General features: G+C 62.4%; 12 protein-coding genes and 1 pseudogene. 6 read left to right on the forward strand and 7 right to left on the reverse strand.

The genetic code is table 11. The features are described 5' to 3' along the window. Nucleotides 1-176: 176 nt before the first annotated feature. From ABI_RS14540 to ABI_RS14565, 6 genes and pseudogenes are all read right to left on the reverse strand, one after another. The gene (locus tag ABI_RS14540) at nucleotides 177-1,163 is read right to left on the reverse strand and encodes a FecR family protein (RefSeq protein ID WP_006273789.1); all 987 of its coding nucleotides are present in this window, start codon (nucleotides 1,161-1,163) and stop codon (nucleotides 177-179) included. Then, the gene (locus tag ABI_RS14545) at nucleotides 1,141-1,743 is read right to left on the reverse strand and encodes an RNA polymerase sigma factor (RefSeq protein WP_006273790.1); all 603 of its coding nucleotides are present in this window, start codon (nucleotides 1,741-1,743) and stop codon (nucleotides 1,141-1,143) included. The genes ABI_RS14540 and ABI_RS14545 overlap by 23 nt, the downstream gene beginning before the upstream one ends. Before the next feature lie 177 nt (nucleotides 1,744-1,920). Then, a pseudogene (locus ABI_RS26690) lies at nucleotides 1,921-3,422 on the reverse strand (glycoside hydrolase family 53 protein). Beyond that, the gene (locus ABI_RS14555) at nucleotides 3,385-5,025 is read right to left on the reverse strand and encodes an EAL domain-containing protein (RefSeq protein WP_006273794.1); all 1,641 of its coding nucleotides are present in this window, start codon (nucleotides 5,023-5,025) and stop codon (nucleotides 3,385-3,387) included. The pseudogene ABI_RS26690 and the gene ABI_RS14555 overlap by 38 nt, the downstream one beginning before the upstream one ends. Before the next feature lie 239 nt (nucleotides 5,026-5,264). Next, entirely contained in the window at nucleotides 5,265-7,139 is a 1,875-nt protein-coding gene (locus ABI_RS14560) for a sensor histidine kinase (RefSeq protein ID WP_040309294.1), read from the reverse strand. 102 nt (nucleotides 7,140-7,241) lie between these two features. After that, nucleotides 7,242-7,607 carry a DUF2200 domain-containing protein gene (locus ABI_RS14565; protein WP_006273796.1) on the reverse strand — a complete coding sequence of 122 codons (366 nt, stop codon included), beginning with the start codon at nucleotides 7,605-7,607 and terminating at the stop codon, nucleotides 7,242-7,244. 110 nt (nucleotides 7,608-7,717) lie between these two features. Between ABI_RS14565 and ABI_RS14570 the strand changes: the two genes are divergently transcribed. From ABI_RS14570 to ABI_RS14585, 4 genes are all read left to right on the forward strand, one after another. After that, complete coding sequence (locus ABI_RS14570; RefSeq protein ID WP_006273797.1) at nucleotides 7,718-8,626, forward strand: transglutaminase family protein; 909 nt, start codon at nucleotides 7,718-7,720, stop codon at nucleotides 8,624-8,626. Further along, nucleotides 8,623-9,432: a transglutaminase-like domain-containing protein gene (locus ABI_RS14575; RefSeq protein ID WP_006273798.1), complete on the forward strand. Its 810-nt coding sequence runs from the start codon at nucleotides 8,623-8,625 to the stop codon at nucleotides 9,430-9,432. The genes ABI_RS14570 and ABI_RS14575 overlap by 4 nt, the downstream gene beginning before the upstream one ends. Nucleotides 9,433-9,497: 65 nt before the next feature. Beyond that, nucleotides 9,498-10,160, forward strand: coding sequence for an N-formylglutamate amidohydrolase (locus ABI_RS14580; RefSeq protein WP_280959745.1), 663 nt, complete (start codon nucleotides 9,498-9,500; stop codon nucleotides 10,158-10,160). Nucleotides 10,161-10,326: 166 nt separating this feature from the next. Beyond that, nucleotides 10,327-11,235 carry a dihydrodipicolinate synthase family protein gene (locus ABI_RS14585; RefSeq protein WP_006273800.1) on the forward strand — a complete coding sequence of 303 codons (909 nt, stop codon included), beginning with the start codon at nucleotides 10,327-10,329 and terminating at the stop codon, nucleotides 11,233-11,235. 81 nt (nucleotides 11,236-11,316) lie between these two features. Here the strand turns inward: ABI_RS14585 and ABI_RS14590 are convergent, their stop codons facing one another. Then, complete coding sequence (locus ABI_RS14590) at nucleotides 11,317-11,952, reverse strand: TetR/AcrR family transcriptional regulator (protein WP_006273801.1); 636 nt, start codon at nucleotides 11,950-11,952, stop codon at nucleotides 11,317-11,319. 116 nt (nucleotides 11,953-12,068) lie between these two features. Between ABI_RS14590 and ABI_RS14595 the strand changes: the two genes are divergently transcribed. Further along, entirely contained in the window at nucleotides 12,069-13,526 is a 1,458-nt protein-coding gene (locus ABI_RS14595) for an efflux transporter outer membrane subunit (RefSeq protein WP_083811518.1), read from the forward strand. Between the two features lie 8 nt (nucleotides 13,527-13,534). Beyond that, nucleotides 13,535-14,647: an HlyD family secretion protein gene (locus ABI_RS14600; RefSeq protein ID WP_040309296.1), complete on the forward strand. Its 1,113-nt coding sequence runs from the start codon at nucleotides 13,535-13,537 to the stop codon at nucleotides 14,645-14,647. Nucleotides 14,648-14,661 lie beyond the last annotated feature (14 nt).

Consider the following 14,661-nt stretch of genomic DNA (forward strand, 5'->3'; position numbering starts at 1 on the left):
TTTCCGTCAGTGGAATGGCCCCTTCCGTCACCTCGTTACACTCGGCGCCACCTCCCCCGTAAACAGGGGAGGCGAAGATTGTTCAAGCTAAACCCGTTTTTGCTCCAGAGGCGCTAACGGCCTCCTACAAACAAAGATGAGGGGGTGGAATTTTTCCGCCAGATTTGTACGACTTATTATCGAGAGGCGGAGACTGTGCCAATTATGATACGGTCTTCTCCGATGCTGACCGGCACCTCCAGCGCGACATGGACGGCGCGGGCAAAGCTTTCGGGCTGGTCGACCTGAAATCCGCCGACCAGTTCGGCGTTACGCAAAGCCGGGTCGGCGATGACGATCTCGCGGTCGTTATAGCGGTTGAACTCGGCGACGGCCTCGGACAGGGCCGTGCTGTTCAGCATGATCTGACGGTCGCGCCAGGCCAGCTTGCGCTCGACCTCTTGCGGGCGGTGCGCGGCGCGGATTGTGTCCTGCGCCGGCACGAAGGCCTCGGCGCCGGCCGTCAGGGTCATGCGCCGGGATGGATCCTTGACGCTCCACGCCTCAACGACGCCCTCGGTGACCAGGACATCGGCGCCGCCGTCATGACGGCGGACGCTGAAGGCGGTGCCGACCGCGCGGACACGGATATCGCCGGCGGTGACGACGAAGGGTGCAGCGGGATTTTTGGTGACCTGGAACCAGGCCTCGCCCTTGACCAGGTCGACATGGCGCATGTCGTCCTTCATGGCGACATCGATACGGCTGTCGGTATTGACGGCGGCGATCGAACGGTCTTCCAGCGGCACATTGCGCAGCTCACCATGGCCGGTTTCCAGGGTGAGCCGGCTGGCCAGATGCACCGCCACCGCTGCCGCGCCGGCAACCGAGGCCGCCATGGCCCCGCCCAGCAGATAGCGGCGGGTGCGTTCGGCCTTGCGGCGCTTGATGCCCGCCGCCACTTCACGTCCCGCCACGCCCACACCATGGGTCATCACCTGAGCCCGGTCCAGCAGGGTCCAGGCCGCTTCGGCGCGCAGGTAAGCCCCCGCGTGACGCGGATCGGCATCGTGCCAGGCCAGGAACGCTCCCCGCGTGGCGTCGTCGGGCTGCGCATACATGCGCGCCACCCAGGCCGTGGCCTGCGCCTCGACCGGCGTCTTAGTCTGCGGTTCGGGCGGCATTCGCGCTCCCAAAAGCAACCAGAGCTGCGGGTTTTGCCGTCGCAGGCGGTTTAGGAGAGCCGAGGCGCTGAAGGATCAGGCTGAGGCCACGGGCGGTTTCTTTTTCGACAACGTTTTCGGTCAGGGACAGGGCGCGGGCGGTCTCGGCCTGGGACAGGCCGTGGACCTTGCGCAGTTCGAACACATTGCGGCAACGCTCCGGCAGCCCCTTGATGAGGTCCAGCACCCGGTCCAGTTCGGCGCGCGACGACGCGCAGCTTTCCGGACTGGGCGTATGGTCGGCAATGCCCAGGTCATCGATGTTCTGCACTGTCATGATCGACACCACGCGGTTGCGCCGGACCTGCTCCAGCACGATGTTGCGCGCCGAGCGGAACAGATACGATCGCGGATCGCTGATGTGGTCGACCCGGTCCAGCCGCAACAAGCGGCAATAGACTTCCTGGACGATATCATCGAGTTCATCGGTCTTGACGCCCAGACGTCGGAGCCACAGGCGCAGGTCATGCTCGTGCGGCAGGATTTGTGTTGCGACAAAGGCCAGCAGGACCTGACGCTTCTCCCCGGATGAGAAGGTCATGGGCGCACCGTTGTTAAAACATAGACGCGTGGCATGGGGGTTTCCGCCGTTTTTTTATTATCGGCGGGATTTATAACATAATTTTTACAGCCGACCAGTCAATTGTACTACAATATTGTGGCTGTGGCGTCAAAGCCTCACGCCCAAAAGTGGTTTGCCACTTTTGGGCGTGAGGCGTCACCGTAAAGTGACGGTGCCCGCTGCCGCGGGAACGGTAACCTCTTGCGCCTCGGCGTCGGCAACCGCGCTTTCCGTTGCGGCCACCGCGGCGACGATCTCGCTGCCAGGCCGCAGCCAGGCCTTGTAGACGAAGCGACCGGCCTCCTTTGTCATCGGTACGACGACTCCGCCGGTGAAATCCCCGGCCAGATACTGGGTCGGCTGACCATTGTCGGCCACGCTGAAGGTGACGTCCACCGGCCAGACATACGACGCTTTGGGCCACTCGATGGCAGGGACGGCCTTGCCCTTGAAGTCGAAGAAGGCGGCGTTTTCCCACGACGACCCCGTGCCCCAGCGCGTCTTGCATTTGGTGGAGACCCAAGCCGGCTCCCAATAAACGACGCCGTTGCCGCCGGAATCGACGGTCAACTGCATCAGGTCGTGCATGTATCTGGCCTGGCCTTCGGGGTAATGGGATAGCCCGGGAGGATCGAGTCGGTGCCCAGCAGGTTGCCCATCTCGTCGTTGTAGCCATCGGTAAAGGCATAGGCGGTTTCGACAACGACAACCTCCTTACCAAAGGCGTGATGGACGCGGCGGATGGTCTGCGCCAGTTGCTGCGTGTCGTATTTCGACCACTTGCGATAGTAGCTGATGCCGATGGTATCATAGTCGGTGATCCCGGCTTTGCGGGCGGCGGCGAACCACGGTTCGACATTTTCGGGCTGGGCAATATGCAGCATGATCTGCGGCTTGATGGCGCTGTTGGCCGAGGCGTCGCGCACGCCCTTGATGCCGGCCTGGAACAGAAGGGCGTTACGCTTCCAGTTAATGGGAAGTTTGGCGCCTTCCCACGACGAGACGATCTCCTTGTTGCTCTCATTGCCGACCTGAACCATCTCGGGCATCAGCCCCTTCGTTTCCAGGTAGGTCAAAGTGTCGACGGTGAAGGCATAGAGGGCGTCGGCCTGCTGCTGATCCGTCATGCCTTCCCAGGCAGCGGGTGCCAGTTGTTTCTCACCGTCGGCCCAGTCGTCGGAATAGTGGAAGTCGAGCAGGACCTTCTGACCCGAGGCGCGGGCAGCGGCAATGGTCTTTTCGGCATCGGCCAGGTTGGAATACTTCGTCCAGGTCGGGTTGTTCCACAGCCGCACGCGGACCAGGTTGTGACCGGACTTGGCGAAGATCCTGTAGGGATCGGTCTCGCCGGCATAGCTGTATCTGGCGCCACAGTCCTGCATTTCGTTGACATAGGACAGGTCGGCCCCGAACCAGTAGTCGCGGGCGGAGGCGGAGGTCCCGGCGAACAGAGCCAGCAGGGACAGGGCGGCAAGGGTGATGTGTTTCATACCAGACCTAGATGTGCGGCAAAGATTTTTCCGCCAAAAAGAAACATGCAGAACGACCGCGTCCGAACCTGCCAAACTCCCTCCTCCCCACTTCGTAGGGAGGAGAAAAGCAACCCATCCGGCCTTGCTGCTACCCCCAGCTATCGACGAAGCCCTTGCGGCGGCCATTAGCCATGTCGGTCGTCGACATCAACAGCGGCTTGGGCCTACCCAGATGATAGCCCTGGCCGAAACCGATCCCCATCTCGACGCACAACCTCACCATATCCTCATCCTCGATCATCTCGGCGATGACCTCCGACTTGAGTTCCTTGCACAGGCTGCTGACCGAACGGATCAGGGCGCGCTGACGCGGATTCTCACGCGCTTCCTTGAGGAAAGGCCCATCGATCTTGACATAGTCGACGTCGAAACTGCGCAGATAGGCATAGGCGGCCGCACCGGCGCCGAAGTCGTCGAGACAGACCTGATACCCCGTGCGACGCAGCCAGCGCAGGAAGGTGCCGACGGCGTCCAGTTCCTTGATCTCGCTCGACTCGGTCAGCTCGAACATCAGGCGGTTGACGAGGTCGCGGTGCGGCATGACCAGTTGCCGCAGGCTTTCGCGGAATGTTTCCGATTCCACCGAAGCGCCCGACAGGTTGACGGCGATACTGACATCGGGACGGGTGAGTAGCATCTCGATGGCCTTCTTGCAGACGGCCAGATCGAAATCTTCCATCAGGCCCAACTGCTCGCTCATACGGATGGTCTCGTAGGGCGAACGGCCGTCCGAGAAGCGCATCAGGGCTTCATAATGATGGATGGTCCTGTCCTTCAGCGAGACAACCGGCTGATAGAACAGGCTGAAATTGTTGTCCTCGATCAGGTTCTTGATAGAATCGAAATGCTGAACCGTTTCGGCCATGGCCGTCTTCAGACTTTCCTGAAGCGACATGACCTGGGTTTTCTCGGGCTTGCAAAAGTTAGTGACGGCAAAGCTGAGCGCGCGGGCGACGCTGTCCTGATCCAGGTTACCGGTCGACAGTTCCAGGCTCATAACGGTCGGCACAAAGCTGTTTTCGGCCAGACCGGCGGCAACGGCCACGGCCTTGAAATCCTTGGTAAGGCTTTCCGGCGTGGCTGTATCGCCCTTGGCCGGCGGGATATAGCCGAAGGCCTCGTCCGACAGGCGCGCCGCGGCCGACCCGCCCATCGACTGAGCGCGCAGGACGGCGCCGATTTCGCCGAGTAGCTGGTGCGCCTGCGGTTTGGGCATGCCGCGCACGACGCTGGAAAGGCCTTTCAGACGCACCATTTTCATTTCGCGCGGCGCCTTGGAGGGATCACCGGCCAGGGCCGTCTTCGCGATATCCTGGAAACCGGAAGCATCCAGCAGGCCCGTGGTTTCGTCGCGTTCGGTGAGGGCCACATTGGACAGGACGGTTAGTGTCAGAAAGGTATGGTTGTTCTGGGTCGGCAGGTGACAGGCGCCGAGATTGATCAGTAAAGGCGGCTTATCGCCCTGGTCGAGGCGCAAGGAACAGGGTTCGATGCGGCCGACGCGTTGGGCGCGTTGCAGCAGACGGCGGGCAAACGACCGGTCAGCCGGCAGGATAATATCGGTGACGACACGGCCGGCGATTTCGGCGGCGAGCGCGTTCAAAAGCGCCTGAGTCGCGCCGACCGTCTTGACGATACGGAAGTCTGCATCGATCTCGACCAGCAAATCGGCGGCCGCCAGCGAAAAGGCCATGTAGCGGTCGCGCTGGTTCTTGAAGTCGTCACTCATAAAATGTCCCCGACGGGCCGCCTCATTGGGCGGGCAAGCTTTGGGACACATTATGGCCGTGAGTTGTTAATTTTGACTTAGATGCCAAAATTTGCAGTCAACAAATAAGGTATTGAAACACCTCACTTTATCCGGAATGCGCAAACGCCTCCCCTGACGGCCCACTGAGCGTAAAAAAAACGTCCTGTCCCAACCGGGCCAGGACGCTTATCGTGTACGCAACGCGACTAACTTCCGGACTACAGGTCCAGCTTCATGTCCTGAAGCAGGGCCTTGAGATATTCGCGGTTGATGCGGTCATCATCCACCGGCGCACTGCGGGCGGCGGATGCCTGCGCATTCGGACGGACATATTCATTGACCGCTCCGCTGGCGCGGACGGGATCGATCGGCGCACGCATCGGACGCGGCGCGATAAACTGAGTGTTCTCGATCGCCTTGGCCGGGCCGTCGACCCATTGCACCGGGATTTCGAACCAGAAGTTGGAACCTTCGCCCTGACGCGAGACGACGCCGATATGGCCTCCGAGCAGGTCGACGATGGCCTTAGAGATCGACAGGCCGAGACCGTTGCCGCTCTTGCGGTTGGCGGTAATGTCGGAACCGCTGAACAGAGTCAACGATTGATCTTCGCTCATGCCGACGCCGGTGTCGCGGACCGAGATGCGCAGCCATGGCGCATTGTCGATCGTCACTTGCGAGGCGGTGACATTGATCAGTCCGCCACGGGTGAACTTACAGGCATTGCTGAGCAAGTTCTGCACCACCTGGCGCAGGCGCATCGAATCGAGACGGGCATAAGGGTTGTCACAATCGACGAAGTGCGCGGTCAGCTTGGTCTGGCTGGCCTGGGCCTGGGCGGCGAACTGGTTGACGACGTCCTTGACCAGATTGACGACATTGACCGACTCCTCAACGGAATGGGCGTGATCGTCACCGCGCATCGGGGCGGCTTCCAGCGACGAGACGTCGACCGTGTCCTTGACCAGCGACTGCAGCGCCTTGGCCGACTTCAGCAGGTTGGTGGTGTAGGCGGCGATGTCCGGGTTTTCGTGGCGCTGCTCGTTCAACAGACGGGCATAGCCCAGGATGTTGTTGAGCGGCGTCTTCAATTCGTTGGTAATGTGCGTCAGGAAGCTGTTCTTGGCATCGTTGATGTCCTCGGCCGCCATGCGGGCGCGAATCAGCTCTTCCTGGTCCGACACGCCTTCGGTGATGTCGCGAACGACGCCGCACAGACGGATCGCCGTGCCCTTGTCGTCATATTCGACGCCGCCCTTGGTGCGGATGTTGCGGGTGACCTTGTCCTTGCGGCGCAGGATCTCGACGTTGAAATCGAAGTCTTCACCATAGTTCACGGCGCGCTGGAACTTATCGATGATCAACTGTTGATCGGCTTGCTCGTAGATGTCGAGCTGGGTGGCGACGCGCGGCTTGTAGGACTTGGGTGACAGGCCGTAGATGGCATAAAGGCCCTTGGACCAGGTGACTTCGCGCGTCTTAAGGTCGATCGACCAGTGGCCGATGCCGGTCATGTCCTGGGCCAGGTCGAAGCGAATCTGATTCGACTTCAGCTCAAACAGGATGTCGCTGCGCTCAACCGTGTTCTGGGCCAGGGCGATGGTGGTGGCGGCATTGTTGGCGAACTGGCGGAACAGCGCCATCTTCTGCGCCGTGAAATCGTGGCGCGGCTGGCGTTCGCTGAGGATCAGGACGCCCAGGACAACGCCGTCGGAGACCAGCGGCATGTCGACATAGAAGCGCAGCTTGGGGCCGTTCAACACGGCGGCCTCTAAAAAGTAGCGCGCGTCGGCGGTGGCGTCCGGAATCAGCAGGGGCTCGCCCGGGATCAGCTTGCGCTGGCAGAAGGAAATATCGTCCAGCAGAGTTTCGCTGCTGAAGCCGGTCGTGCCCTTTACGACAAGCTGATTGCCCTCATACAGCTTGATGATGGCCAGCGGCGTGTCGAACAGGCCGGCGGCCAGTTCGCAGACCGACTTACAGATCCGCCCGAATTCGAGCTCGCGTTCCTGAACCTTGGCCTGAGCCTTGGCGTCACCTTTTTGGTGCGCGGAGGCATGGGCAAGGGCGGTGTCTTCAGCAAATTGGGGCATAGGTAAACCTTCTTGATAGAGGAAGGTTAACCAAAAAGGTTTACCCATTTGTAAATGAATCGCTTAACCACGCGTTATGGTTAAGCTTTTCCACGAACGTCCTCAATCTGCCGGCTTTCGCAGGATTTTCGCCATCGGCCGTCCATTCGCCAGTTCGTCGATCAGCTTGTCGAGATAGCGAATTTCTCGCATCAGCGGGTCTTCGATCTGCTCGATCCGCACACCGCAGATGACGCCCGTGATCAGATGCCGCGCCGGATTCAGCATCGGCGCCTGGGCAAAGAAGGTCTGAAAATCAGTTTTTGCCGCGATATGATCCTCGAACTGGGCCTGACTGTAGCCAGTCATCCAGCGCACGATCTCGTCGACCTGAGCCCTGGCGTCGGCTCGGCCCTTTCGCTCCACCTTGGCGATGTAGAGCACATACACGCTGGCAAAGCTCATGGAATAGATACGGTGCGTGGCCATGCCCGATCATGACGCAGCTTCTGGTCAATTGGCAAGAGGGTTGGCTGGCACATCGAAAACTTGCATCGCAGCCTATAAACCCGCGCGTGACAACCGGAACCTGACCCTTCATGACCGTCCTGCGCGTGACGCATACCACCACCTACACCTACAAACGCCCGGTCGAATTCGGCCAGCACCGCCTGCTGTTTCGACCGCGCGACAGCCAGGACCAACGCCTGCTGTCATCCAGCCTGCGCATCTTCCCCGAACCCAGCGACCTGTTCTGGATCCACGATGCCTTCAACAACTGCATCGCCGTCGCCGAGTTCGACGCCGAATCCGATAGCTTAAGGTTCGAGACCGATATCGTGCTGGACCACAAGCCGCAAAACGCCCTGCATTTCCGCGCCGACACGGAGGCCCGCATCTGGCCTTTCGCCTACGATGCCGAAATCCTGCCCGACCTCCAGGCGGTCATTGCCCGCCAATATGAGGACACGGAAACATCGACCTGGGCGCGGCGCTTTGTCGACCCGTCCGGCGTGACAGATACAGTGCGGCTGCTGGAAACCGTCACCCACGCCATCCATAACGACTTCAAATATATCCGCCGCGGCAATCCCGGCACCCAGACGCCGGAAATGACCCTCTACAGCCTCAGCGGCACCTGCCGCGACTACGCCCTGCTGATGATCGAGGCCGTCCGGTCGCTAGGGTTCGCCGCACGATTCGTCACCGGCTACATCTATGTCCCGTCGCGCGATACCGGGGAGCGTCTGGGTGGCGGAGCGACCCACGCCTGGGTTCAGGTCTTCCTGCCGGGCGCCGGCTGGGTCGAATTCGACCCGACCAACGGGATTGTCGGCAATCGCGACCTGATCCGCGTCGGCGTGACCCGTACGCCGCGGCAGGCTATCCCTTTATGGGGAACCCACAGCGGAAGCCGCATCGATTTTTTAGCCATGGATGTTCAGGTTAACGTTACCGCCGCCGACACCCCTCCCCTCTTGTCCGAAAGCACCCCCGAAGCTCCATGAAAATCCGTGCCGGCTATAGCCTGACCTACCAATGCCCGAAGCCGACGCCCATGCTGTTGTGCCTCAACCTCCACCCCTCGCGGCGAACCGACCTGCTGACGCCCCAGGTGATCACCTTCAGCCCTGGGGTCGAAACCTGGGACTATACCGACGGTTTCGGCAATGTCTGCACCTGCATCACGGCGCCCGCCGGAGACCTGACGATTGCCACCGAGTTCGTGGTCTACGATTCCGGTCGCCCCGATCATGTGCCCTACGACGCGGTGCAGCACGATATTCGCGACCTGCCGGATGAGGTCCTGGGCTTCCTGCTGGGATCGCGTTACTGCGAGACCGATCGCTTAAGTGATATCGCCTGGTCGCTGTTCGGGACGACGCCACTGGGCTGGCCCAGGGTCCAGGCCATTCTCGATTTCGTCCACAATCGCATCCGCTTCGACTATCAGCTGGCCGACCCGCGCCGCAGCGCATTTGGCGGCTATGGTGAGCAGGTCGGGGTGTGCCGCGATTTCGCTCACCTGGCCCTGACGCTCTGCCGATGCATGAACATTCCGGCGCGCTACTGCACCGGCTATCTCGGCGATATCAAGGTGCCGGTGTCCGATTCGCCGATGGATTTTTCCGGCTGGTTCGAAGTTTACCTCGGTGGCCACTGGTATACGGCCGATGCCCGACATAATGTCCCGCGGGTCGGCCGCATCCTGATGGCGGTCGGCCGCGACGCCACCGATGTCGCGATTTCCACCCAGTTCGGACCGGCGCTGCTGACCGGATTTCACGTGGTCACGGAGGAGGTCATGGAATAGACGCCAAGGCGGATTGGCCCGCGCCCGTCGAATGTCTTAACCCCCAGGGCACGTCCGACGTCGTCCTGCTGTGCGAACATGCCTCCAACCATATCCCGTCCGAATATCACGGCCTGGGTCTGACACCGGTCGAGCTGACGCGCCACATCGCCTGGGATCCCGGCGCCGCCGAGGTCACCCGGCTGCTGTCGCAAAGCCTGAATGCCCCAGCGTTTCTGGGCAGCTTTTCGCGTCTTCTCATCGATCTGAACCGGCCACTGGATTCTGCGGGCAGCATCGTCACGCGTTCGGAAGCGACCGACATTCCCGGCAATCTGGGACTGTCACCCGAAGAGATCGCACGCCGGGTCGGTGACATCTTCACGCCCTATCATGCCGCGGTGTCGGCCCACCTGGACGCACGCCAAGGGCGGCCGACGCGCCTGGTCAGCCTCCACAGTTTCACCCCGGTCTTTCTGGGCGTTGCGCGAGCCTGGGAGGGCGGCATCCTGTTCGGCGATGCCGCCGCGTTTGGCGAAACATTGGTGTCCCGGCTTCAATCGGCGGGCCTGAGGGTCGGCGCCAATGTGCCGTACAAGACCGACCGCGCCGAGGACTACGCCGTGCCGGTTCATGGCGATGACCGGGGCATACCGGCCGTGCTCGTAGAGATGCGCAACGACCTCATCGCCACGCGCGACGGTGTCCACGCCTGGGCGCAGGTCCTGTCAACGGCGCTTCAGGAATAGCCCTAATGCCGGAACACGTCACCGCCATATCTTTTCGAAATGCCGCTGGGGCGTCACACATTACGCCGCCATCATCGTCGGCGTCGTCCTCGCCGCCCGGTCATAGACTGGCATCCCCGCCGCAAACCCGGTAGAGGGTGTTCGCCAGCCTTACCGGATCACGATCATGACGCTCTTTACCGGCCTGTCCGCCTTTCCTATCACGCCCGCCAATCAAAGCGGCCGGGTCGATACGGACGCCCTGCGCACCCTGATCAGCCGCCTGGCCGGATCGGGGATCGACTCCATCGGCCTCCTGGGCAGCACCGGCACCTACATGTATCTCAGCCGCGACGAACGCGCCCGCGCCATCGAATCCGCCATCGCCGAAGCCGCCGGCAGAGTGCCCGTCATCGCCGGGATTGGTGCGCTGCGGACGGACGACGCCATTGCCCTGGCCGGGGACGCCAAGGCGCTGGGCGCCGCTGCCGGCCTGCTGGCGCCGGTCTCCTACACGCTGCTGAGCGAAAATGAAGTGTTTGAACATTTCGCAGCCGTCGCCGGTGAAAGCGGCCTGCCGATCGTGATCTACGACAATCCCGGCACAACGCATTTCCGCTTTACGTCCGAGTTGATCGCCCGCCTGGCCCGCCTGCCCGGCATCGTCGCCGCCAAGAACCCCACCGTTACGCCGGACGACTCGCCGGCCCACCTCGCGACCCTGCGCGCCCAGGTCCCGCCAGGCTTTTCCGTCGGCTATTCCGGCGACTGGAACTGCGTCGAAGCCCTGATCGCAGGCGCCGACGCCTGGTACAGCGTCCTGGCCGGCATGTTCCCGACCGTGTGCGTGAACCTGGCACGCACCGCCCGCGAGGATTCCGTCGAAGCGCGCCGTCTGAACGCCGCCCTGACGCCGGTGTGGGACCTGATGCGGCAACATACCGGCCTGCGCGTCATTTACGCCCTGGCCGAGCGCCTTGGCATCCGCGCCGAGCCGCCGCGGCCGATCCTTCCCCTGGCGGAACGGGTGAAGCAACAGGTCCTGGACACCTTCGACGCTCTTTCGGAAACGCTGGATCAGAGCGGAGTCATTTAAGGCTTTGAACCACCGCCTCTTCCTGCAATTCGCCCGGTCGCACGACGCCCCCGTCTTGAACCGATTTCCGACTACTGCGCCTTAACCCGGCTTAGCCTCTTCCGCCTTGCAGGCGAAATAGGTCAGGAAGACATCGATCGCCACGTCGATATGGTGATGCAACTGGGCCTCGCTGGGCGGCGGGGCCAGGTTCAGCAGGCGCTTGAACTGCAGATCGCCAAAGACCAGGCTTTTCAGGATGACAGCGGCTTCGTCTACGTCGGGGATTTCGATCTGGCCGCGGTCGTGCGCCGTCGTCAGCAGGGCGCGCATGGCCTTGCGGCCGTTGCTTTCGATGGCCGCCTCGAAGGTCTTGGCCAGACCTGGATTACGGCGGCCTTCCTCGATGACCAATTGCATGATGTTGGTGCCCCAGTCGGACACGATCATGCTGACCATCTGGCGAGCCACCGTGGCCAGCGACTGACGCAGATCGTCGGTGCCGATATGGGCCTCGAACACCGCTGCCATTTCCTGGCAGCTATCGCGCACGATCGCGGCGAACAGGTCTTCCTTGCTGGCGAAATAGGCATACAGGGTCGCTTTCGACCCGCCCAGGCGGCTCGAAATCGTCGACATGCTGGCGCCAGCATAGCCGACCTCAAAGAAAACCTCGCGCGCAACCTGCAAAATGCGGTCGCGGCGCTGGTCGCGGAAGTTGGGTGCAGATGCGTCCATAAAAAACTTGTACCGTACTGTTCAGTTTCGCTTGACTCGTTCCCGACATTAGCGCAAAGAAATTGAACTGTACAGTACGGTTCACCTTTTTGTGTTTTTGTTAAGGACACCCGGCCATGCGATCCCTCCCCTCGCAGCCTCAGCGCCCCCTCACCCTGATCTCCTCCACCCTTGCCCTGGCCTCGGTTCTCCTTGTGTTGGCCGGTTGCGCCAGTGTGCCGGACGCGACCACCACCGCGCCGACCGATCCCGCCACGCTTGCCAGCGCGCAAACGCTCAAGGGCGAAGCCGGCGCCTGGCCGGAACAGGCGTGGTGGCGGGGCTTCAACGACCCTCAGCTCAACGCCCTGATGGATGAGGCCTTCGCCAACAGCCCCGACATGCTGGCCGCCAGCGCCAGGCTTAAAAAGGCGCGGGCCTTCAGCGGTCAGGTCAAGGCCGCCATGGAGCCGGACGCCCGCTTCAACGCCTCCATCCAGGAAACCAAGCAGAGCCTGAACATGGGCTTCCCGCCCTCTTTCAAGGACTTCCTGCTGGACGGCTATCATCCGTCGACCCGCATCACGGTCGAAGCCAATTACGATCTCGACCTGTGGGGCAAGAGCAAGGCCGCTGTCCGCGGCGCCGCGGGCCAGCAGAAGGCGACCGAACTGGAAGCCGTGGTGGTGCGCCAGAATCTGAGCGTCGCCATCGCCCGCGCCTATGTCGAACTCAATCACCTGTATGAGACGCGCGACTACCTGGCCGACCTAAAACACGGCGCCGACGTCAAGCTGGAGCTTTACCAGGCGCGGGCCGACCGCCATCTGGAACCCCAGGACACCGTCCTGCGCGCCCGTGACGAACAGGCTCAGGTTGCCGGCCGCATCGCCGCCGTCGACGGCGCCATTGCCGCCCAAGGTCACCTGATCGCCACCCTGACCGGCGCCGGTCCCGACCGTGCGCTAAGACTGACCCGGCCCAACCTGGCCCCCGCCGATACCTATGGGCTCCCCGACGACGTCCACGCCAACCTGCTGGGCCGCCGTCCCGACGTCCTGGCCGCACGCCTGAGAGTCGAAGCCCAGGGGCAGAACATCAAATATACCCAGGCCGACTACTATCCCAACGTCAAATTGAGCGCCTATTTCGGCCTCCAGGCCATCGGCATTCCGAACCTGACCAATGACGGTTCTGACATCGGCGGTATCGGCCCGGCCTTCAGCCTGCCCCTGTTCCACCAGAAACGCCTGGACGCCGCCTACCGCTCGGCCGAGGCCGATTATGACCTGGCGGTGGCCGACTACGACACCACCCTGACCCGCGCCTTGCAGGACGTCGCCAATGCCGCCAACGGCACGCGGACCACGGTGGGTCAGGTCAAGTCCGCCCAGGCCCGCCGCGACAGCGCCGAAGACGGCTACCAACTCAGCAGCGCCCGCTTCCAGCGCGGACTGGCGACCAAGATGGAGATCCTGACCGCCCATGCCAATGTGGTCACCGCCGACAGCGCGCTGAGCGACCTGAAGGCCCAGGCCTATAACGACCGTATCAGTTTCATCGCCGCCCTGGGTGGCGGCTACGCTTCCAAGTGAGTGTCATCATGTCCGACGCAAATCCCCCCGCCGAAACGCCAAATGCCAACGCAGCTTCCGCCTCCCCCAAGGTTCGTGCGCGCCGTGGCCCCCTGTTCCTGATCTTCGGCGGCGTGGTGTTGCTGGCCGGGCTGGCCTTTGGCACCTACGTCCTGTTCGAAGGCGGCAAGACCGTCGCTACCGACAATGCCTATGTCGACGCACCGTCGGCCGCGGTCACCGCCCAGGTTGCCGCTCTGGTCAAGCAGGCCGATATCCACGACACCCAGGTGGTCAAGGCCGGCGATATCCTGATCGTGCTCGATGATACCGATGCCCGGCTCAACCTGGCCCAGGCCGAAGCCCAGCTGGACCAGGTCACGCGTCAGGTTTCGACCTATTACAGCAACGACACCACCCTCGCCGCACAGGCCAGCGCTTCCGCCGCCAATGTCGGCTCAGCCCAGGCCGCCTACGACAAGGCGCTGATGGCCTATGATGACCGCAAGGCCCTGGTCTCGATCGGCGCTGTCTCAGGTGAAGACCTCAACACCGCGAAATCCGCCCTCGACCAGGCCGCGTCAGCCTTGACGGCTGCCCGCGCCCAGGCCCAGGCGGCCCAGGGCCAGCGTTCCGCCAATGCCGTGCTGATCTCGGGTGTCGGCGTCCACGACAATCCCCAGGTCGTCGCCGCCCGGATCAAGGTCGACCAGGCGAAACTGGAACTGGAGCGCACGGTCATTCGAGCCCCCATCTCGGGCGTCATCGCGAAAAACGCCGTCGAAGTCGGCCAGAGAGTCCAGGTCAGCCAGCCATTGGTGACCATCGTGCCGATCGACAGCGCCTATGTGAACGCCAACTTCAAGGAAGTTCAGCTCAAGAATGTCCGCGTCGGCCAGCCGGTCGAACTGACCGCCGACACCTACGGCCATAGCGTCAAGTTCCATGGCAAGGTGGTGGGTCTGTCGTCGGGTACCGGTTCGGCCTTTTCGGTGATCCCGGCTCAGAACGCGACGGGCAACTGGATCAAGGTGGTCCAGCGCCTGCCGGTGCGCATCGCGCTCGATCCGAAGGAGCTGAAGGATCACCCCCTTCGCGTCGGCATGAGCATGGAAGCCAAGATCACCGTGAAGGGCAGCTAGACTCGCAACACCTC

The organism is Asticcacaulis biprosthecium C19 (assembly GCF_000204015.1).
GTDB classification, from domain to species: domain Bacteria; phylum Pseudomonadota; class Alphaproteobacteria; order Caulobacterales; family Caulobacteraceae; genus Asticcacaulis; species Asticcacaulis biprosthecius.

Coding starts and splice junctions, on each gene's coding strand:
- ABI_RS14540 (WP_006273789.1), bottom strand. CDS start 1,163: ATGCCGCCCGAACCGCAGACTAAGACGCCGGTCGAGGCGCAGGCCACG.
- ABI_RS14545 (WP_006273790.1), bottom strand. CDS start 1,743: ATGACCTTCTCATCCGGGGAGAAGCGTCAGGTCCTGCTGGCCTTTGTC.
- ABI_RS14555 (WP_006273794.1), bottom strand. CDS start 5,025: ATGAGTGACGACTTCAAGAACCAGCGCGACCGCTACATGGCCTTTTCG.
- ABI_RS14560 (WP_040309294.1), bottom strand. CDS start 7,139: ATGCCCCAATTTGCTGAAGACACCGCCCTTGCCCATGCCTCCGCGCAC.
- ABI_RS14565 (WP_006273796.1), bottom strand. CDS start 7,607: ATGGCCACGCACCGTATCTATTCCATGAGCTTTGCCAGCGTGTATGTG.
- ABI_RS14570 (WP_006273797.1), top strand. CDS start 7,718: ATGACCGTCCTGCGCGTGACGCATACCACCACCTACACCTACAAACGC.
- ABI_RS14575 (WP_006273798.1), top strand. CDS start 8,623: ATGAAAATCCGTGCCGGCTATAGCCTGACCTACCAATGCCCGAAGCCG.
- ABI_RS14585 (WP_006273800.1), top strand. CDS start 10,327: ATGACGCTCTTTACCGGCCTGTCCGCCTTTCCTATCACGCCCGCCAAT.
- ABI_RS14590 (WP_006273801.1), bottom strand. CDS start 11,952: ATGGACGCATCTGCACCCAACTTCCGCGACCAGCGCCGCGACCGCATT.
- ABI_RS14595 (WP_083811518.1), top strand. CDS start 12,069: ATGCGATCCCTCCCCTCGCAGCCTCAGCGCCCCCTCACCCTGATCTCC.
- ABI_RS14600 (WP_040309296.1), top strand. CDS start 13,535: ATGTCCGACGCAAATCCCCCCGCCGAAACGCCAAATGCCAACGCAGCT.